This is a genomic window from Kitasatospora sp. NPDC058406, assembly GCF_042722765.1.
In the GTDB taxonomy this organism is placed as follows: domain Bacteria; phylum Actinomycetota; class Actinomycetes; order Streptomycetales; family Streptomycetaceae; genus Kitasatospora.
The window spans coordinates 24,952-44,137 of the sequence record NZ_JBHXKE010000045.1 but is presented as its reverse complement, the minus strand read 5'-3'; the positions used below and the strand labels follow the sequence as shown (position 1 = coordinate 44,137).

Sequence of the window (19,186 nt, the reverse complement as noted above, 5' to 3'; positions counted from 1 at the left end):
GTGCTGTACCCGCCCGCCCGCGTCACGAACGGCGACCGCCGCGCGTGCGGCCACGACCGCCGCGCGTGCCTAGATGTAGCCCTCGCGGACCGCGTGGGCCACCGCGTGCGCCCGGTTGCGCAGCTGCAGACGCGTGGTCAGACCGTGCAGCACGTTCTTGACGGTCCGCTCGGAGTAGGACAGCCGGGCCGCGATCTCCCCGGTGTCCCACCCCTCCGCAACCAGCCGCAGCACGTCCGACTCGCGCTCCGACAGGCCCGCCGGCGCATGGCCCGGCATCCCCTGGACGGACCGTTGCAACCGGCCCACCTGGGCGATCAGCCGGCCCTGGAGATCGGCCGGCAGATCGCCGTCGCCCCGGGCGGCGGCCAGCACCGCGCGGCCGAGCCGCTCCGGCGTGGCCTCCCGGCGCCACAGGATCGCGGCCACCCCGCACTCCACGGCCTCCAACAGCTCGGTCTCACGCATCCGCTCGACCACCAGCACCACCCGCTGCCCGGCACCGCGCACCAGCCGGCGCAGGGCGGCCGTGGCAGCGGCGTCGGCGGACTCGGTGACCAGCACGGTGACCGTGCCCGGCGCGGACGTGCCGGTCGGATCCACCACCGCCACCCCCGGGAACCGGCGCAGCTGCGCCTCCGCGCCCGCCCGGGACAGCGGATCGGCAGCCTGGACGGCCACCGGAACGGTCGCCGAACGGGCCGTGGCACCCACGGTGCCACCCGAAGGACGGGCCGGAGCCGGCGCGGTCACCTGGGGGTGGACGGCCGGAGCGGCACCGGGAGTCACAAGAGGGTTCGCGGCGACGGAACGGGACGCCACCGGCCGTTGCGGTGGAACGGTGCGCGCGACCGGCGCCGACGCCCGCCCCGCCGGAACCCGGCGGTCGTACTCGGTGTGCAGGACAGTCAAATCTGGCCCCCTCCTGGGAAAACAGGCCCGGCCACCCCGGCGGCGGACGCCGAACCGTACGGGCGCCGCGTGCCCCGGGGGTGGTGAACCGTTCAACGGCGATCCGGGAGCGCTGCCCGTGCCCCGGACCCAGGCTCCATGCTTCCCGTCGGGGACCGCTCCCGGCCATCGTGGTCCACCACGAGATCTGGCCACGGGCCGGGACCACGGTCCCACCCGGAACCGGGCCCCGGGTCACCCCCGCGGCCGCGACCGGGCCCACGGCCACCGCCGACCCCGGGACCCCGGTCACAGCCACCGCGACGGACCCGACCAGGTGCCGGTTCCCCGCCCCGCCCCTCCTCCGCCCGGGCCCCCTCGACGCCCCGCGGAGCGGTCGTACGCAACACGCGCACGACATTTCGCCGAGGCGCGAACCGGACCATGGGGCGAACGCGTGAATAGGAGGTCAAGCTGTTTACCCGATACAACGGCAGACACTGCCCGTTCGGACAGCGACGGGTGCCCGGAGAGGGCAGAGGGGAGAAGGGGAGCACGGATGAGGACCGCCACGTCCACCCGCCTCGCGGAACGCGAACCGCACCTGCGGCGGATCACCGACCACACCGAGGCCGCCCGCGCCGGCACCGGCAGCGTCCTGCTGATCACCGGCGCCGCCGGCACCGGCCGCAGCGCCCTCCTCGCCGAGGCCGCCCGCCAGGCCGGCGCGGCCGGCACCACCGTGCTCCGCTCCCGCTGCTCGGCCGACGAGCGGGCCACCCCCTACGCCGCCGCCCGCCAGCTCTTCGACACCGGCCCCGCCCCGGTCGGCCCGTACGGCCACGTCCCCTACGGCCACTTCCCGTACGGCAACCCGCCGAACCCCTATGGCACCGGCACCGCCACCGATCCGGACACCGCCGAGGCCACCCTCTGGTCCCTGCTCCGCCTGCACGCCAACCACCACCCCGTACTGCTCGCCGTCGACGACATCCACCTCGCCGACGAACCCTCCCGCCGCTGGCTGCGCCAGGTCGCCCGCCGGATCGACCGGCTGCCCGTCCTGCTGCTCGTCACCGAACGCCGCCAGAACACCCTCGCCACCCCGCCCGACCGGTTCGGCCGCGACCTGCCCGCCGAGCTCGCCGCCACCCTCCGCCTCGGCCCGCTCAGCACCCCCACCGCCGTCCGCCTCGCCGAGGAACACCTCGGCCCCGGCACGCCCCCCACCCTCGCCGCCGACTGCGCCCGCGCCACCGGCGGCAACCCGCTGCTGCTCACCGCCCTCCTCTCCGACCTCGGGCCGGGGCGGTACGAGCCGGGACCCAGCCACTACGAGCCGGGGTACGGGCGGCGCGCGCTGGGACCGGCACACCGCGAGCTGGAGCCCGTCCCGGGGCCCTACACCGCCGGTGCGGGGCCGTTCACCGCCGGCGCGCGGCCGTACGCGGGCACGGCCGCCCTGTACGCCGTCGGTGCCGGACCGGACCTCGGACCGGACCTCGGGCTCGACCTGGGTCTCGACCTCGGCCTCGGCCGGGACCTCGGGCTCGACCTCGACCTCGGCCCCGGCCCCGGTCCCGGCGCCGGTGCGGCCGCCGCCGAAGGGGCCCACCCCCGCACCGCCGCCGCGGTCGCCCTCCCCGACGACCCGGCGACCCTCCCCGACGACGACGGCGCCCTCCCCGACACATGCGCCGCCCTGCCCGGCGGCGCCTTCGCCGAAGCCGTCGACACCTGGCTGCACGGCGGCGGCGACCAGGCCGTCACCGCCGCCCGCGTCCTCGCCCGGATGCGCGAACACCCCGCCGCGGCCACCACCGCCCCCGGCACCGCCCACGCCGACCTCGTCCCCCTGCTCGCCGACCTCACCGACGCCGACCCCGGCCGCCTCACCGGCTGGCTCGCCGACCTCACCGCCCACGGACACCTCGCCGCACCCGCCCCCGGCCGCTGGCCCCGGTTCGCCCACCCCCTGCTCGCCGACGCCGTCCTCGCCGGCCACGGCCCCGGCCACCGGGCCGAGGTCCACCGCGCCGCCGCCGAACACCTCCACTGCAGCGGCGCCCCCGACGAACGGATAGCCGGCCACCTCCTGCTCACCTCCGCCCCCACCCCCCACTGGGCCACCGAGACCCTCCGCCGCGCCGCCCGCAAGGCCGCCGACGCCGACCGCCCCGCCGACGCCGCCACCCTGCTGCGCCGCGTCCTCGCCGAACCCCTCAGCGACCGTCAGCGCGGCCTGCTGCTCACCGAGCTCGGCGGCCTCGAAGTCACCCTCGGACCGGCCGAACGCACCGTCGGCCTGCGCCACCTCGCCGAGGCCGTCCACCTCCAGCAGTCCGACGAAGGCGTCTTCCGCGCCGCCGGCACCCTCGGCGCCGTCCTCGCCACCCGCGGCGACACCGCCGCCGCACTCGAACTCATGGAGGACCTCGCCGACCGCTTCGCCGACCGGGAGGACCTCGTCCACGCCGTCCAGGCCGCCACCGCACAGATCGCCGCCCACGACGGCCGCAGCTGGCTCCAGGTCGTCGAAGGCGTCCAGCGCTTCGCCGCCCGCACCCCGCACCGGCTCGCGCCGCCCGCCTACGCGCTGCTCACCGAGTTCGACGCCACCAGCGGCCTGCTCTCCGCCGCCGAGGTCACCGAACGGGTCCGCGAACTCGACGGCTCCCCCGTCGACCCGCTCTGCCGCTCCTACCTGCTCGTCTCACTCGCCACGCTCGCCCAGTGGAGCGACCAGCTCGACCAGACCGACGAATTCGTCACCCGCGGCCTCGCCGCCTACCGCGGCGGCCCGCTCGACCCCGGCTACCAGTGCCTGCTCTCCGTCAGGGCCGAGACCAGGATCATGCGGGGCGAGTACCAGGCGCTGCTCGACGACTACGCGCTCACGGCCCCCGGGTCCCGCGCGTCGTCCGGTCCCCCCGTACCGCCCGCCGCCCGCCCGACCGCCCAGTCGGTCCTCCGGTCCACCCCGTGGGGCCCGCCCGGACTGCCCCGGCTGCACACCTGGGGCGGCGCCGACACGGGCGACCGCTCCTGGTGGAGCGGCGCCTGCGCCGAACAGGGCGGCGGCACGGTTCCCGGCGGGACCCCGGAGACGGACACCGGGACGGGCCCCGACGCGGCGCCCGCAGGCACGGGCACGGCAGTCGCAGGCACGGAGACGGCCACCGGAACGGGCGCGGAGCCGGGCACGGCCCCGCGCGCCACCCGGGCCGCGACGACCACGCGGGGCGGCGACGACACCGCACCCGGCCGCTACGCCGAACTCCTCGGCCAGCAGAACGCCCACCTCGTCGCCCAGGCCGTCCTCGCCCTCGTCGAGACCGGCCGGCTCTGGCAGGCCCACGGACTCGCCCGCGCCGTCGCCGCCGACCGCGCCCAGGACTCCTGGGAATGGAACGAGTACCTCTACGCCCGCGGCCTGCTCCGGCTCGCCTCCGGCGAACCCGCCGAAGCCCTCGCCGACCTCCTCGAATGCGGACGCCGCCAGGGCGAACGCCAGGTCCGCAGCCCCATCGTCACCCCCTGGCGCTCCGCCGCCGCCGAATGCCACCTCCAACTCGGCGAACCGGGCCCCGCCGTCGCCCTCGCCGAGGAGGAACTGCGCCTGGCCCGCGTCTGGGGCACCCCGCGCACCGTCGGCCGCGCCCTGCGCACCCTCGCCGCCGCCACCGGCGGACGCCACGGCCTCGACCTCGCCGCCGAGGCCGTCCACCTGCTGCGCGGCGCCGAACTGGACACCGAACTCATCCCCGCCCTGATCACCTACGGCCGCCTCCTCGCCGAGGGCGGGCGCCGCGGCGCCGCCCGCCGCGCCCTGCGCGAGGCCGCCGGCCGGGCCGAACGCCTCGGCGCCGTCCGGCAGCGCGCCGCCGCACTGGAATCGCTCCGCGCCTCCGGCGCCCGGACCGGCCGCGGCGAACAGGCCGGCGCCGAGGCCCTCACCGACAGCGAACTGCGCATCTGCCGGCTCGCCGCGGCCGGGCACTCCAACGCCGAGATCGCGGCCATGCTGCACCTCGCCGTCCGGACGGTCGAGACCCACCTGACCAACAGCTTCCGGAAACTCGGGGTGCGGCGGCGCCTGGAACTGGCAGGCGTGCTGGAGGGGTGAGCGGAGGAGTCCCCTCCCCGCCCACCCCTCCTCCCGTACGTCCCCCGGGCCGCGCCGGGCCGCGCCGAGCCGTGCCCGTGCGCCCGGCGCGGCGCCGCTACGCCGGGACCATCGCCGCCATCTCGTCCACCACGCGGGCCAGTTCGGCCGCCGGATCGGCCCCGTTCGGCGTCCACGGCTGCCAGGTCCGCGCCCGCAGATAGCCGTCCACCGCCAGCGGCAGCCGACGCACCACGATCGGCTCCGTCGTCGGCCCCGGACCCGCACTGCGCAACCGCTCCAGCAACACCGGCACCCGCGCCGACGCGGGCAGCGGCGCCGACCGGACGAACGCCGCCAGCGCGTCCAGCTCCGGCCAGTACGGCGGAGGCTGGGCCGAGACCGGCACGACCGGCGACGACGGCGACTGCCGCACGACCGGCGGCACCCGCGGCGGCACCGGCGACGACGGCGGTGACACCGGCGCGACCGGGACGGCCGGCGGGGACGAGACCACCGACGGCAGCGACATCGACGACACCGACACCTGCGGCACCGGCAACGACGACGACGTCTCCTCCGACGCCCCGGACCCCGCCGAACCCCCCGCCGGCACCGCCCCCCGCGACCCCGCCGGCTCCTTCGGCCCGCCACCCGGCACCAACAACGCCACCGCGCCGTACAGCCCGACCACGATCCCCGGCCACCAGTCCCCGCCGTACCCCGCGAAGTGCAGCCCCAGCCCGCCCGCACCGGCCACGCAGGCCGCGATGTTGCGGACGGACCCCAGGTACCGCAGGACCCGCCCGCCGCCCTCGCCGCCACCGTTACTGGTAGCCACGGATCTCCTCGAACGCCCCGTCCAGCGAGCCCGTCCCGTCGAACAGCTTGCCGCCCGTCAGGTCCGCGATCCCCTGCAACTGCCCCTTCGCCGCGTCACCGAACAGGATCGGGAACACCGGCACCGACTTCTGCGCCGCCGGCAACCCCCCGTGGAACGACCTGAAGTCCTTGTCGGTCGCCCCCTCGTTGCTCTCCCCGTCCGACATCAGCACGATCGACGTGAACCGGTCGTCCCCCGCCGCGGCCTGCTGCCGCTGGATCACCCGGTACGCCTCCTGCAACGACGAGTACACCGCCGTCCCGCCGTCCGACGACAACGCCTGCACGTCCGCGTTGATCGACGCCAGCTCCTGCTGCGCCGCGGCCCCCGACGGCACCGCGTGCGTCTTCGTCGACTTCACCTTCGACGCGAAGGAGATCAGCGTGACCTCCTCCCGGTCCCGGAACCGCCGCACCCCCCGGGTGTCGTCCGCCCCCGTCAGCCGGCCCATCGCCGACTTCAACGACGCCAGCCGCGGCCCCGCCATCGACCCGGAGGTGTCCAGCACGTACACCGTCCGCGACGGGCGCCGCAGCTCGTTCTGGTACGAGGACAGCAACCCGTCCGCCACCGCGCGCGTCCCCGGGAACGGCAGCTCGTGCCGCCGGTCCGTCGGCAGGCCGGCGGCCGGCGCGACCCCCGCCCCGATCGGGCGGCGCAGCGTCAGCTCCGAGATCCGCTTCTGCACGTCGTCCTTGAGCAGGTACGCGGTCAGTCGCCCGAACGCCTCCCGCTCCCGCTCCGACGAGGAACTCAGCAGCGTCAGAGGATAGTTGGCCGTCACCACGCCGTCCGTCGGGCGGACCACGGTGAGCTGCTGGTCGGCGGGCAGCGTCTTGTTCAGCGACAGCAGCACCGACTCGTAGTTCACCAGCGCCCCCACCGAGCCCTGCTCGGCCCGGGAGTACGCCTGCGTCAGCCAGCCGGACGAACCGGACGTCAGCTTCTGCCCGGTGAAGAACTGCTTCAGCGACGGCGTCGCCTTCTGCACGTCCGCCCCGGTCAGTGCCGCGCTCGCCCCCGAGAAGGCCGAGGCCACCGCCACCAGCGCCGAGAAGCCCGAGTTCGACCGGGACGGGTCCGCCATCCCGTAGCGCAGCTTGCCGGAGGCCGCGGCCTCCGCCAGGTTCCCCCACGTCACCTTCGAACCGTCGCCCCAGGCGAGGTCGGCGAGTACCGAGGAACGGACGCCGAACGCCACCGGCGAGGTCATCACCGGTGTCTCGGACAGCAGCTTCGACCTGCTCCCGTCGTCCAGGTGCAGGTACTGGTTCGACGGGAACCAGATCGCGTCGTACTTGCCGTCCGTCTTGCCCGAGGAGACCGCGTCCGCCCCGTCCAGCGACCCCGTCCAGGCGAACTGCACGGTCACCCCGGTCGCCTTCTGCGCCTCCTCCAGCACCGGCGCCATGTCCTGCAGCTCGCTGCCCGCGAGCACCCGCAGCACTCCCGCCTGCGCGGTCGGCGCCGGGGCGTCGCTCTGCTTGGGCGGTGGATCGGCCTTGGGCGAGGACGTGCACGCCGTCACCGTCGCCACCAGCACGGCCAGCCCGACCGCCAGGCCCCGCGCACCGCTCTTCCGCATCATCGCCGTCCTGCTCGTCATGTCCCCCGGTCAGCCCTTCGTCGCGCCGTCGATCAGTTTCTGCAGGATGTCGGGCACCGGAATCGGAGCCTGCTTCACCTTCGCCGCACCCAGGTTGGGGGCGAGCTTGAACGAACCGCTCGCGCTCTTGAGCTGCTGCCCGAACGCGTTGGTGTCCCCCTGCGGGCGGAAGCCGTACTTGGCCGCCAGCTGCCGGAGCTTCTCGTTGCCGTTCAGCTGGCCGGCCAGCTTCCGGCCGTTCCCGGTGAGTCCGACGACGGTGTGGTCGGAGTAGACGGTGGTGTCCGGGTAGAGCACCACCAGGTCCTCGGGCGCCTTCTGCTTGACGACCAGCTCGGCCGCCTGGGACTCGTACGCGAGCACCAGGGCGCCGCCGCCGTTCGAGAGGAAGTCCGCGAACGGCTCGTCGGTGGACTTCTTCAGGGCGCCCTGCTTGGTGATCGCGGTGTGCAGGAGGCCCTTGGTCTTCTCCACCCCCGCGGCGTCCGCGACCGGCTGGTGGCCGTTCTCCAGGAAGGAGAGCAGCGCGACGTACATCGCACCCGAGGAGGACGTGGTGGGGTCGGTGGTGGTGAGGTAGACGTCCCCGGCCAGGTCGCCGGGCTTGTCACCCTTGAGCTGGTCCCACTTCCGGCCCGTCCGGACGGCGTTGAGGTACTCGTCCATCGTGAACGTCCAGACCCCCGAGGCCTGGTCCTGGCTCGCCAGCCCGTTGTCGGCCAGCACCCGGGCCGTCTGGGCGTGCGCCATGATCACCAGGGGCGAGTAGAACGGGCGGATCGCCGTCTCGGTGATCTTCTTGTTGGCGCGGATCGCGTCGGCCGGTGGCTGGCTGGCGGGGAAGGCGAAGTCCATGTTGTCCAGGTTGTCGCCCATCTGCCAGGAGCCGGCGCTCACCACCTTCACCGCGAGGCCCTGCCGGGCCAGTTCCGCCTTGACGTCGCCGTCCTCGAAGAACTCGCGCTTCTCCGAGCCGATGAGCCCGTTGACCGTGACGGTCTCGGGCTCCTTGTCGTCGCCCCGTGGCTCTTTCAGGAGCGCGAACGCCACCCCGCCGAGCAGCAGCAGTGCTGCAAGCACCCCGAACGCACGCTTCATGCCGGACGCTTCCCCCTCGTCGGATCCCTCACGGGCACCCGGGCAATCCCTACCCGGGTGACGAGCGTCCCGCCGGACCGCGAGCGACGGCCGAAGTCACGGTGAACCGGGAGTGAACACCCCTTCACGGAATCGCATCGGCGGTCGACCTGCCGCCGCCGCCGGGGACCTCTCGCACACCGGTCCGACATCGTGTCAGATATGTTCAACTCTCCTTACGGCAACGGTCATCCCGAGGTCCGGACCCGCGTCGACGTTACGCGCCGGTAATGCCTACTCTCAGCTGTATGCGCCGAGCAAAAATCGTCTGTACCCTCGGGCCCGCCACCGACTCGTACGACCAGATCAAGTCCCTGGTCGACGCCGGGATGGACATCGCCCGCTTCAACCTGAGCCACGGCTCCCACATCGAGCACGAGGAGCGCTACCGCCGGGTCCGCAAGGCGGCGGACGAGACCGGCCGGAGCGTCGGCGTGCTCGCCGACCTTCAAGGCCCGAAGATCCGCCTGGGCACCTTCACCGAAGGCCCCGTACTTCTCGAACGCGGCGACGAGTTCACCATCTCCACCGACAACGGCGTCGAGGGAGACCAGAACGGTTGCGGCACCACCTACCCCGGCCTCGCCGGGGACGTCGCCCGCGGCGAGCGGATCCTCGTCGACGACGGGCGCGTCACCCTGGAGGTCGTCGAGGTCGACGGGCCCCGGGTCCGCTGCCTCGTCATCGAGGGCGGCCTGGTCTCCGACCACAAGGGCCTCAACCTCCCCGGCGTCGCCGTGTCCGTGCCCGCGCTCAGCGAGAAGGACATCGACGACCTGCGCTGGGCCCTGCGGACCGGCGCCGACCTCATCGCGCTCTCCTTCGTCCGCAGCGGCCGGGACGTCGAGGACGTCCACCGGGTGATGGCGGAGGAGGGCCGGTACGTCCCGGTCATCGCCAAGATCGAGAAGCCGCAGGCGGTGCAGAACCTCGACTCGATCGTCGACCGCTTCGACGGGATCATGGTCGCCCGCGGCGACCTGGGCGTGGAGATGCCCCTCGAACAGGTCCCGATGGTCCAGAAGCGCGCCGTCAAGCTCGCCAAGCGCAACGCCAAGCCGGTCATCGTCGCCACCCAGATGCTCGACTCGATGATCAACACCTCCCGGCCCACCCGCGCCGAGGCCTCCGACGTCGCCAACGCCGTCCTCGACGGCACCGACGCGGTGATGCTCTCCGGCGAGACCTCGGTCGGCAAGTACCCGGTCGAGACGGTCCGCACCATGGGCCGCATCATCCAGGCCGCGGAGGAGGACGTCCTCGCCGCCGGACTCCCCCCGCTCACCGCCGGCAGCAAGCCCCGCACCCAGGGCGGCGCGGTCGCCCGGGCGGCCGCCGAGATCGGCGACTTCCTGCACGCCAAGTACCTGGTCGCCTTCACCCAGTCCGGCGACACCGCCCGCCGCCTGGCCCGCTACCGCTCGCCCATCCCCGTCCTCGCCTTCACCTACGAACCCGCCGTCCGCAGCCAACTGGCCCTCACCTGGGGCCTGGAGACCTTCCTCGGCCCGTTCGCCCCCACCACCGACGAGATGGTCGAGCAGGTCGACGCGGCGCTGCTCTCCCTCGGTCGCTGCCAGAAGGGCGACATCGTCGTCATCACCGCCGGCTCCCCGCCCGGTCTCGCCGGCTCCACCAACCTCGTCCGCGTCCACCACGTGGGCACGCTCGACAACTGACCGGTCCGGTGCGGCTCCGCCCCGGCGGAGCCGCACCGGAGTCAGTACTTCGGCCCGATGTGCGCGTCCATCAGGGCGACGGACTCCTTGCGGGCGACGGAGACGTTGACCTGGCCGGTCGGGCGGGGGATCGAGGCCCTCCACCGGACCCCGACGGCGTCGAGCGTTTCCGTGAAGAGGCGGATGATGTCCGTCGAGGTGTTGGTGAAGAAGTAGCGTGGGTACTCGTGGCGGCGGACGACGCCCTTGACCGTCCTGGTGGCCCAGTTGGTGATGCGGCAGCCGTCGGAGTGGATCAGGCCGCGGAGGAACTCCCAGGGGTGGGCGTCGACGATCTCCTGCTGCCAGGGTTCGAGTGCTATGCGGCGTTCGTGCTTCTTCCCCGGGCCGTGTTGGGGGAAGTAGCAGGTCAGGTGGTTGGAGTAGATCTTGACGTCGTGGCAACCGGCTTTCCGGACGCGGCAGGGTGTGTTGTTCGTCAGCACCTGGCGCATGGCGTGCTCGACTGAGTCCATGATTCCCGGCCACTTGTCGTCGCACGTGATCTGGAGGCTCATGGTGCGGCGGTACTCGTTGGGCAGCAGGATGTGGCCGTCGCCGAGGTAGAGGCCGAGAAGGTAGGAGTACGCGGGCCGGTTGAGCTCGCTGCCGTGGCAGTGCGGGCAGGTGGAGTGCTTGCGGCCGGGGAGTGTTCCGTGCCTGGCGAGGTCCTCGTGCTTCCACCAGGAAACCGTGCCGGGCGGGACGCCCAGACGGCGGCCGACCTCGGTGTTGGCGGCACCGCGGCGCAGGAGGTGAACGGCCTGTTCGCGTACGGAGATGTTCGTCATGGGCGACAGCATCGGCTGCGGCAGGTGGTGCGGAGTGGCCTTTCGCTGGACGCCACTCGATGTGATGAACTTCCCGCGGCCTGGGAATTTAAGGTAAATCTCGGTGCCGAGTGTGGGATTCGAACCCACACGCCCTTTCAGGCAATCGCTTTTGAGGCGATCGTGTCTGCCCTTCCACCAACCCGGCAAGTTCGCGCCCGTGAAGGATACCCTGCGCACGTTATCCGGCGCAGCTAGGTACCCTCGTGCATGCAGTACCCCGCCGGAACGAGGAGCCCCGTGAGCACCGCCGACGAGCAGGCAGAGCCGCTTGAGACCGATTCGCCCCAGATCACCCGCATTGTGATCGCCGAGGACGAGGCGTTGATCCGCCTCGACCTCAAAGAGATGCTGGAAGAGGAGGGGTACACCGTCGTCGGCGAGGCCGGGGACGGCGAGACGGCGGTCCGGCTGGTCCAGGAGCTGAAGCCGGATCTGGCGATCCTCGACGTGAAGATGCCGGTGCTGGACGGGCTGTCCGCCGCCGAGCAGATCCACGAGGCGCACCTGGCGCCGGTGCTGATGCTGACGGCGTTCTCGCAGCGCGAGCTGGTGGACCGGGCTCGTGACGCGGGCGCGATGGCGTACATCGTGAAGCCGTTCTCGAAGAGCGACCTGGTGCCCGCGATCGAGATGGCCGTGTCCCGGTACACGGAGATGCGGACGCTGGAGGAGGAGATCGCCGACCTCACCCAGCGGCTGGAGACCCGGAAGCTGGTGGACCGGGCGAAGAGCGTGCTGCAGACGAAGTTCGGGCTGAACGAGCCGGCCGCGTTCCGGTGGATCCAGAAGACCTCGATGGACCGCCGGATGACGATGGCCGCGGTCGCGGAGGCCGTGATCGAAGAGGGCGAGGCCCAGGACAAGAAGAAGGCCGAGGAGCCGAAGCCCGAGTAGGCGGTCGGTGGACGGCACGACGGTACGACGGAGGGCCCGGCATCGCTGCCGGGCCCTCCGTCGTACGCCGGTGCGTGGTCAGTCCTCGCCGAGGTAGGCCTTGCGGACGGACTCGTCGTGCAGGAGGTCCGCGCCGGTGCCCTGGAGGACGATGCGGCCGGTCTCCATGACGTAGCCGCGGTCGGAGAGGGAGAGCGCGGCCTGGGCGTTCTGTTCGACGAGCAGGATCGTGGTGCCGTCGGCCTTGAGCTCGACGATGGTGGCCATGATCTTCTGCATCATCAGCGGAGAGAGGCCCATGGAGGGCTCGTCGAGCATGAGCAGCTTGGGCCTGGACATCAGGGCGCGGCCCATGGCGAGCATCTGCTGTTCGCCGCCGGAGAGGGTGCCGGCGGCCTGCTTGCGGCGTTCGCCGAGGATCGGGAACAGGCCGTAGGCGCGCTGGACGTCCGCCGTGATGCCGTCGGTGTCGCTGCGGAGGAAGGCGCCGAGGAGGAGGTTCTCCTCGATGGTCATCCGGGGGAAGATGTGCCGGCCTTCGGGGGAGTGGGCGAGACCGAGGGCGACGATCTTGTGGGCGGGGACGGTGTCGAGCGCCTGCCCGTCGAAGGTGATGGTGCCGGAGAGCGGCTTGAGGAGGCCGGAGAGGGTGCGCAGGGTGGTGGTCTTGCCGGCGCCGTTGGTGCCGATCAGGGTGGTGACCTCGCCCTGGTTGACGGTGAAGCTGATGCCCTTGACGGCCTCGATCTTGCCGTAGGCGACGCGGAGGTCGTTGACCTGGAGGAGTGGGGTCACTGGTCGGTCTCCGTAACGGGGGCGGTGCCTTCGAGCGGGGCGCCGAGGTAGGCGGTGATGACGCGTTCGTCGTTCTGGACGGTTTCGCGGTTGCCCTCGACGATCTTCTGGCCCTGGACGAGCACGGCGGTGCGGTCGCAGAGGTTGAAGATGAACCGCATGTCGTGCTCGATGACGAGGACGGAGACGCCCCGGTCACGGATGGCGAAGACGAGTTCCTCGGCGGCGCGGGTCTCCTGGGGGTTCATGCCGGCGGTGGGCTCGTCGAGGAGCAGGAGACCGGGGTCGGAGGCCAGGGCGCGGGCGATCTCCAGCTTCCGCTGCTCGCCGTAGGGGAGGTTGCGGGCCAGGTGGTCGGCCTTCTCGGCGAGGCCGGTGAAGGCCAGGAGCTCCATGGCCTTGTCGCGGCTCTCGGCTTCGGAGCGCCGGTAGCCGGGGCCGCGGAGGATGGCGGAGAAGAGGCCCTGGTGCATGCGGCTGTGCCGGCCGACCTGGACGTTCTCCAGGACGGTCATGTTGGCGAAGAGCCGGATGTTCTGGAACGTGCGGGCGATGCCGGCCTGGGTGACGAGGTGGGGCTTGGGCGGCAGGACGGTGCCCTGGTAGGCGACGCGGCCCTCGGTGGGCACGTAGAGGCCGGTGAGGCAGTTGAAGAAGGTGGTCTTGCCGGCGCCGTTGGGGCCGATGAGGCCGATGATCTCGCCGCGGCCGACGGTGAGGGAGACGTCGTTGACGGCGGTGAGGCCGCCGAAGCGCATGGTGACGCCGGTGACTTCGAGCAGGGGCTGGGCCGGCGAGGGTGCGGTGCCGGCCGGTGCGAGGGCGTCGGTGGTGGTCATCTGGGGGTCACGCCCCTGCCTTGGTGAGGGCGACGCTGTCGCCGGTGGGCTGCGCCGGGATGGCGGCCTCGTGGAACTCCAGCTGGCGCCGCCGGTTGGGGATGAGGCCTTCGGGGCGGACGCGCATCAGGACGATGAGGGCGATACCGAAGGCGAGCAGCTGGTAGTCCGCGAGGAATTCGAGCTTCTTGGGGATCAGGAAGAGGAGGGTGGCGCCGGCGAGGGGTCCGCTGATGGTGCCCATGCCGCCGAGGATGACGGCGGCGAGCAGGAAGGCGGAGTTGGGCGGCAGGGCCTCGGCGAAGGTGTACTGGTCGGGGGTGACGGTGTAGCTGACGTGGGCCTGGACGGTGCCGGCGAGGCCGGCGAGGCAGGCGCCGAGGGCGAAGGCGAGGAGCTTGAGGCGGAAGCCGTTGATGCCCATGGCCTCGGCGGCGGTCTCGTCCTCGCGGATGGCGACCCAGGCGCGGCCGATGCGGGAGTTGCCGACGCGGGCGAAGACGAGGACGACCACGGCGGTGACGACGAGCATCAGCAGGTAGTAGTTGGAGAACCGGCCGAGTTCGACGCCGAAGACGGTGGTGGGCTTGCCGAGGTTCCAGCCGAAGATCTCCAGGTCGGGGATCCGCGGGATGCCGTTGGAGCCGTTGGTGACCTTGGGGCCGGTGGTGCCGTTCAGGTTGAGCATGGTGATGCGGAAGATCTCGCCGAAGCCGAGCGTCACGATGGCGAGGTAGTCGCCGCGCAGTCGCAGGGTGGGGGCGCCGATGATGACGCCGAAGATCATCGACACGACGGCGCCGGTGAGCATCGCGGCCCAGAAGGGGAACTGGACCTGGATCGGCGAGGCGGGGGAGCCGGAGACCAGGGCGGCGGCGTAGGCGCCGACGCCGAGGAAGGCGACGTACCCGAGGTCGAGCAGGCCGGCGAGGCCGACGACGATGTTGAGGCCGAGGGCGACGGTGGCGAAGATCAGGATGTTGGTGGCGACCGAGGTGTACTGGTCGCTGGTCTGGGTGAACGGGAAGCTGGCGGCGGCGGCGAACGCGGCGCCGGTGGTGACGGTCCGGTACTTGACGGTGAGGGCGCGTACGCGGATCAGCAGACCGGCCTTGCCGAGTGCGGCGGCGACGGAGGCCGCGAGCAGCAGGTAGGCGGTGAAGAGTTCGCCGTACTCGGTGTCGATGCCGAAGGTGATGGCGAAGAGGCCGACCGCGAAGGCGACGACGATCAGCGCGACCTCGACCCAGGAGGGGAGGGTGCGGGCCTTGGGGAGGGGGCGCTGGACGGTGCCGATCCGCAGCCAGGAGTTGGCGAGGTGCCCGACCTGGACGAGGAGGGCGGCGCCGGTGGCGATGACGACGGCGCCGGCCAGGGCGGTGAGGACCGGCGCGACGGGCTTGTCCTCGGGGACGGCGTGGGTGGCGAACCAGAGGACCGGGGCGACGGGGAGGAGCAGGAAGAGCCGCCGGTCGAGGACGCGCAGCGGGACCCGGGTGCGCCGGTCGAGGGGCAGGCCGAGGGTGCCGGCGAGGGCGAGCAGCGAGCCGAGGGCGGCGGTCCAGGCGCCGGGTTCGAGGTTGGCGAGGCCGCCGAGGTCGGTGGCGATCGCGATGACCGAGAACCAGCTGACGGCGAGCGCGCCGGTGGCTGCGAGCAGGACGGCGTTGTGGCTGCCGGTGGGGGCGGCCCAGCGCAGGCCGGGGGTGCCGTGGGTGGCGAGCAGCAGGACGAGGGTCAGCAGGCCGCCGATGAGGGCGAGCCACTGGAGGCCGGCGGGGGAGCCGTAGTAGGTGAGGTCGCCGGGGAAGTCGGAGGTCCAGGTCCAGGACATCAGGGCGGACGCGACGGTGGCGGTGGCGCCGATGCCGGTGAGGAGGGCTGCGGTGCGGCCGGGGAGGCTGATGACCGGCGTGGTCTCGGTGCTGGTGGTCATGGTGCTCACGCCCTGTCCGCGACGCGCTCGCCGAGCAGACCCTGGGGCCGGACGAGCAGGACGACGATGAGGAGTACGAAGGCCCAGACGTCCTTCCAGGCGCCGCCTCCGAAGAGGTCCATGCCGGGCAGGTGCTGGATGTAGCCGGTGGCGAGGGCTTCGGCGAGGCCGAGGGCGACGCCGCCGAGCATGGCGCCGTAGATGTTGCCGATGCCGCCGAGGACGGCGGCGGTGAAGGCCTTGAGGCCGAGGATGAAGCCCATCCGGAAGTCGACCTGGCCGCTGCGCAGGCCGTAGGCGACGGCGGCGACGGCGGCGAAGGCGGCGCCGATGGCGAAGGCGAGGACGATGATCCGGTCGGTGTCGATGCCCATGAGCTTGGCGGTGTCGGGGTCCTGGCTGGTGGCCTGCATGGCGCGGCCGGAGCGGGTCCGGGTCACGAACCAGCCGAGGGCGAGCATGCAGAGCGGCGCGGCGATGAGCAGGAAGAGGTCACTGCGCTGGATCGCGACGGAGCCGATCTCGAAGGGGTCGCCGGGGATCTTCGGGAAGACGCGGGCCTTCTTGGCGTCGGGGTAGAACGAGAAGACCAGCTGCTGGAGCAGGATGGAGAGGCCGATCGCCGTGATGAGCGGGGCGAGCCTGGGCGCGGTGCGCAGCGGCCGGTAGGCGAAGCGCTCGGCGGCGACGGCGGTGAGGGTGGAGACCAGGATGCCGGCGATCAGCATCAGCGGTAGGGCCAGCCACAGGGTGGTGCCGCCGGGGAGGGCGAGGTAGGCGGTCAGGGCGCCGAAGCCGCCGACCATGACGATCTCGCCGTGGGCGAAGTTGATGAGCTGGACGATGCCGTAGACCATCGTGTAGCCGATCGCGACGAGTCCGTAGAGGGCGCCGAGGATCAGGCCGTTGGCCAGCTGCTGCGGTAGGTCGTGCACCGCTGGGCCTCCGTTGTGCGTGTGGGGTGTCCGCGTGGGTGGTGGATGTGGGTGCGCGCGGGGGCACTGGTGGCGCCCCCGCGCGGGGTAACTCCGACGTGCTGTGCTGGTGCTGACGTCAGGTCAGCGTGAGGTGCTCAGCCGCTGAAGGTGCCGGTCTTCTCCACGGCCCACTTGCCGTCCTTGACGGTGTAGACGGTGAGCTGCTTGTTGGTGGTGTCGCCGTACTCGTCGAAGGACACCTTGCCGGTGACGCCTTCGAAGGAGACCTTCTGGACGGCTTCGACGACCTTGGCCCGGGCGCCGTCGGGGAGCTTGCCGTTGTTGGCGGCGGCGACGGCCTTGACGCCCTGGATGATGGCCCAGGCGCTGTCGTAGGAGTAGCCGCCGTAGGTCTCGTAGGCGTCCTTGTAGCCGGCGCTCTTGTAGTCCGCGATGAACTTGGCGGCGGTGGGGAGCGATTCGACGGGCAGGCCGACGGCGGTGGCGAGGTCGCTCTGGCTCTTGGGGTTGAGCTTGATGAAGTCGCCGCTCTGGATGCCGTCGCCGCCCATGAGCGGGATGTTGACGCCGGCGTCCTTGAGCTGGAGGGAGAGCGGGCCTGCGGCGGGGTACTCGCCGCCGTAGTAGACGGCTTCGGCGCCGGAGGACTTGACCTTGGTGACGACGGCGGCGAAGTCGCGGTCGTCGGGGTTGACGTGCTCCTCGTTGACGATGGTGCCGCCGTTCTTGATGAACTGGGCCTTGAAGGTGGCGGCGAGGCCGGCGCCGTAGGTCTTCTGGTCGTCGATGAGGAAGACCTTGGTCTTCTTGGCGTCCTTGGCCAGGTAGTCGGCGGCGAAGGGCCCCTGGACGGCGTCGGTGGTGGCGGTGCGGAAGTAGGACTTGAAGGGGCGTGCCTTGACGCCGCTCGCCCACTTCTCGCCCTGGCTGAGGGCGACGCCGGTGTTGGCGGGGGAGATCTGGACGAGGTTGGCGTCGTTGAAGATCTGCTGCATCGACTGGGCGACGCTGGAGTTGAGCGGGCCGACGACGCCGAGGACGTCCTTGTCGGCGACCAGCTGGGTGGCGTTCTGCTGGCCGGGTGCGGGCTTGCCGGTGTCGTCCAGGGCCTTGATCTGGAACTTGACGCCGGGGACCTCGTTCTTCTCGTTGGCCTGCTTGACCGCGAGCTCGACGGAGTTGCGGATGCCGAGGCCGAGGGCGGAGAGGTCGCCGGTGAGCGGGGCGTCGATGCCGATGGTGACGGTGGTGCCGCCCCCGGCGCTGCCGCTGTCGCCGGACTTCTTGTCGTCGCGGGAGCCGCACGCGGTGAGGCTCAGGGCGCCGATCACGGCAATGCTCACGACAACTGCTGAACGATGACGCACGGGGGGTCCCCTTCGGTTCAGGAGGGCGCCGCGCCTGTGTGGCGGGAGCCTGGATGCGCGGTGGGCCTGGCCCAATCCGGTGGCGCGGTGACTGGCCGTGACTCTAGATGCCCTTGGGCGGCTCGGGCAGTGGTGCGGCCAGGCTGTGATTCTCTTGTTATGAGCACACGGAGAAGCCGTCTCAGCATGTGGTCGTTTCGGCTCGACCGGCCCGGCTGTCCCGGGGGCTCCGCTCCCAACTTCCCTCATGTAAGGCGCAGAAGTGCAGGTGACTCCTGGACTCTCCGATAATCGGACATGAGTGTTCGCGGTGTTGGGGTCGGGCGTGCACGTCCGAATAACGGACGGTGTGCGGGGTGGCGAGGTGATTTCGAGTGGATCCCCCCCCCCCGGAGTCCGCCAAATAGTAGGATTTCCCACCTGTTACGCAGTGTTACATCTTTGAAAGTTCGTGAACACGTCACCGCCCCCTTGTCTGGACCAACGACTTCCCAGGGCTGTCGAAGGTCAAACAAGGGGGCGGGCAAGGGATTTGATGATCAGTCGGCCCTGCCGGCCCCTCGTCGGAGGGGTCGGCGGGGCGAACGCGGGTCAGAGATCGCGGAGCATGCAGGTCAGGCGGCAGCTGGTGATCCGCTTGCCGGTGTCATCGGTGATCGCGATCTCGTAGGTGGCGGCGGTGCGGCCCTTGAAGACCGCCGTGGCCACCCCGGTGACCAGCCCGGAGGTGGCGGAGCGGTGGTGGGTGGCGTTCAGGTCCACGCCCACCGCGTACCGGCCCGGGCCGGCGTGCAGCATCGCGCCGACCGAGCCCAGGGTCTCGGCGAGCGCCGCCGAGGCCCCGCCGTGCAGCAGGCCGTAGGGCTGCTGGTTGCCCTCGACCGGCATGGTGCCGACGACCCGGTCGCCCGAGGCCTCGACGATCCGGAGGCCCAGCTTCTCGCCGAGGCTCCCGCCGGAGAAGGTCGCCGGGTCCACGCCGAGCTTCGCGAAGTGGTCCAGCACCTCCTGCGGGATGTGGAGGACGGGGGCCGCGTCGGTGGCTTCGGGGGCCGCGTCGGTCATGGGGGAGCTCCTGCCGCTCGGGGGGTCGCGTCGTCGTGCTGCCTGTGATCGTACGACCGTCCTACTCGGCGGTAGTGGCGGTGGCGGAGGCGGCGTGCGTGGCGGGCGCGGCGGGAGGGGCCGCCCCCCTCGGGCGTGCCCCTTTTGTCGGTGCCGGGCCATAGGATCGGTGGCCGGTA

The 19,186-nt window shown here is 72.1% G+C and carries 14 protein-coding genes and 1 tRNA gene; 3 read left to right on the top strand and 12 right to left on the bottom strand.

The features are described 5' to 3' along the window. Positions 1 to 69: 69 nt before the first annotated feature. Positions 70 to 714: a response regulator transcription factor gene (locus ACFWOG_RS11980; protein WP_329879211.1), complete on the bottom strand. Its 645-nt coding sequence runs from the start codon at positions 712 to 714 to the stop codon at positions 70 to 72. Positions 715 to 1,450: 736 nt separating this feature from the next. Here ACFWOG_RS11980 and ACFWOG_RS11975 point away from each other — a divergent pair. Beyond that, a complete protein-coding gene (locus ACFWOG_RS11975; protein WP_380357264.1) occupies positions 1,451 to 5,017 on the top strand; it encodes an AAA family ATPase in 3,567 nt (1,188 codons plus the stop codon). Positions 5,018 to 5,114: 97 nt separating this feature from the next. On the opposite strand, the gene ACFWOG_RS11970 is transcribed toward ACFWOG_RS11975, so the two are convergent. The 3 genes from ACFWOG_RS11970 to ACFWOG_RS11960 are packed head-to-tail and all read right to left on the bottom strand — an operon-like array spanning position 5,115 to position 8,583. Continuing rightward, positions 5,115 to 5,837: a hypothetical protein gene (locus tag ACFWOG_RS11970; protein WP_329952075.1), complete on the bottom strand. Its 723-nt coding sequence runs from the start codon at positions 5,835 to 5,837 to the stop codon at positions 5,115 to 5,117. Then, on the bottom strand, positions 5,824 to 7,485 hold the full coding sequence (locus ACFWOG_RS11965; protein WP_329879208.1) for a VWA domain-containing protein: 1,662 nt from the start codon (positions 7,483 to 7,485) through the stop codon (positions 5,824 to 5,826). Before ACFWOG_RS11965 ends, ACFWOG_RS11970 begins: the two co-directional genes overlap by 14 nt. Before the next feature lie 9 nt (positions 7,486 to 7,494). Further along, positions 7,495 to 8,583 carry a hypothetical protein gene (locus tag ACFWOG_RS11960; RefSeq protein WP_355407056.1) on the bottom strand — a complete coding sequence of 363 codons (1,089 nt, stop codon included), beginning with the start codon at positions 8,581 to 8,583 and terminating at the stop codon, positions 7,495 to 7,497. A gap of 287 nt (positions 8,584 to 8,870) precedes the next feature. Here ACFWOG_RS11960 and pyk point away from each other — a divergent pair, with 287 nt between their 5' ends. Continuing rightward, positions 8,871 to 10,301, top strand: a complete 1,431-nt coding sequence (gene pyk / locus ACFWOG_RS11955; protein WP_329879206.1) for a pyruvate kinase — start codon at positions 8,871 to 8,873, stop codon at positions 10,299 to 10,301. 41 nt (positions 10,302 to 10,342) lie between these two features. Here pyk and ACFWOG_RS11950 read toward each other — a convergent pair whose 3' ends face one another. Together ACFWOG_RS11950 and ACFWOG_RS11945 are read right to left on the bottom strand one after the other, a co-directional pair. Beyond that, positions 10,343 to 11,131, bottom strand: a complete 789-nt coding sequence (locus tag ACFWOG_RS11950; RefSeq protein ID WP_355407054.1) for a helix-turn-helix domain-containing protein — start codon at positions 11,129 to 11,131, stop codon at positions 10,343 to 10,345. Between the two features lie 104 nt (positions 11,132 to 11,235). Further along, positions 11,236 to 11,318: transfer RNA gene (locus tag ACFWOG_RS11945), tRNA-Leu, on the bottom strand. 92 nt (positions 11,319 to 11,410) lie between these two features. On the opposite strand from ACFWOG_RS11945, the gene ACFWOG_RS11940 reads away from it, so the two are divergent. Next, on the top strand, positions 11,411 to 12,067 hold the full coding sequence (locus ACFWOG_RS11940) for a response regulator (protein WP_329879204.1): 657 nt from the start codon (positions 11,411 to 11,413) through the stop codon (positions 12,065 to 12,067). 78 nt (positions 12,068 to 12,145) lie between these two features. On the opposite strand, the gene ACFWOG_RS11935 is transcribed toward ACFWOG_RS11940, so the two are convergent. The 6 genes from ACFWOG_RS11935 to ACFWOG_RS11910 all read right to left on the bottom strand — a co-directional run bounded on the left by ACFWOG_RS11935 (position 12,146) and on the right by ACFWOG_RS11910 (position 19,007). Continuing rightward, complete coding sequence (locus tag ACFWOG_RS11935) at positions 12,146 to 12,862, bottom strand: ABC transporter ATP-binding protein (RefSeq protein ID WP_380357257.1); 717 nt, start codon at positions 12,860 to 12,862, stop codon at positions 12,146 to 12,148. Then, positions 12,859 to 13,701: an ABC transporter ATP-binding protein gene (locus ACFWOG_RS11930; RefSeq protein ID WP_355407052.1), complete on the bottom strand. Its 843-nt coding sequence runs from the start codon at positions 13,699 to 13,701 to the stop codon at positions 12,859 to 12,861. Before ACFWOG_RS11930 ends, ACFWOG_RS11935 begins: the two co-directional genes overlap by 4 nt. A gap of 7 nt (positions 13,702 to 13,708) precedes the next feature. After that, positions 13,709 to 15,637: a branched-chain amino acid ABC transporter permease gene (locus tag ACFWOG_RS11925; protein ID WP_355407050.1), complete on the bottom strand. Its 1,929-nt coding sequence runs from the start codon at positions 15,635 to 15,637 to the stop codon at positions 13,709 to 13,711. 5 nt (positions 15,638 to 15,642) lie between these two features. Beyond that, entirely contained in the window at positions 15,643 to 16,572 is a 930-nt protein-coding gene (locus ACFWOG_RS11920; RefSeq protein WP_329879201.1) for a branched-chain amino acid ABC transporter permease, read from the bottom strand. Positions 16,573 to 16,709: 137 nt separating this feature from the next. Then, entirely contained in the window at positions 16,710 to 17,942 is a 1,233-nt protein-coding gene (locus ACFWOG_RS11915) for a branched-chain amino acid ABC transporter substrate-binding protein (protein WP_329879200.1), read from the bottom strand. 591 nt (positions 17,943 to 18,533) lie between these two features. Next, complete coding sequence (locus tag ACFWOG_RS11910; protein WP_329879199.1) at positions 18,534 to 19,007, bottom strand: hotdog fold thioesterase; 474 nt, start codon at positions 19,005 to 19,007, stop codon at positions 18,534 to 18,536. Positions 19,008 to 19,186 lie beyond the last annotated feature (179 nt).

Coding starts and splice junctions, on each gene's coding strand:
- ACFWOG_RS11975 (WP_380357264.1), top strand. CDS start 1,451: ATGAGGACCGCCACGTCCACCCGCCTCGCGGAACGCGAACCGCACCTG.
- ACFWOG_RS11965 (WP_329879208.1), bottom strand. CDS start 7,485: ATGACGAGCAGGACGGCGATGATGCGGAAGAGCGGTGCGCGGGGCCTG.
- ACFWOG_RS11960 (WP_355407056.1), bottom strand. CDS start 8,583: ATGAAGCGTGCGTTCGGGGTGCTTGCAGCACTGCTGCTGCTCGGCGGG.
- pyk (WP_329879206.1), top strand. CDS start 8,871: ATGCGCCGAGCAAAAATCGTCTGTACCCTCGGGCCCGCCACCGACTCG.
- ACFWOG_RS11950 (WP_355407054.1), bottom strand. CDS start 11,131: ATGACGAACATCTCCGTACGCGAACAGGCCGTTCACCTCCTGCGCCGC.
- ACFWOG_RS11930 (WP_355407052.1), bottom strand. CDS start 13,701: ATGACCACCACCGACGCCCTCGCACCGGCCGGCACCGCACCCTCGCCG.
- ACFWOG_RS11925 (WP_355407050.1), bottom strand. CDS start 15,637: ATGACCACCAGCACCGAGACCACGCCGGTCATCAGCCTCCCCGGCCGC.
- ACFWOG_RS11910 (WP_329879199.1), bottom strand. CDS start 19,007: ATGACCGACGCGGCCCCCGAAGCCACCGACGCGGCCCCCGTCCTCCAC.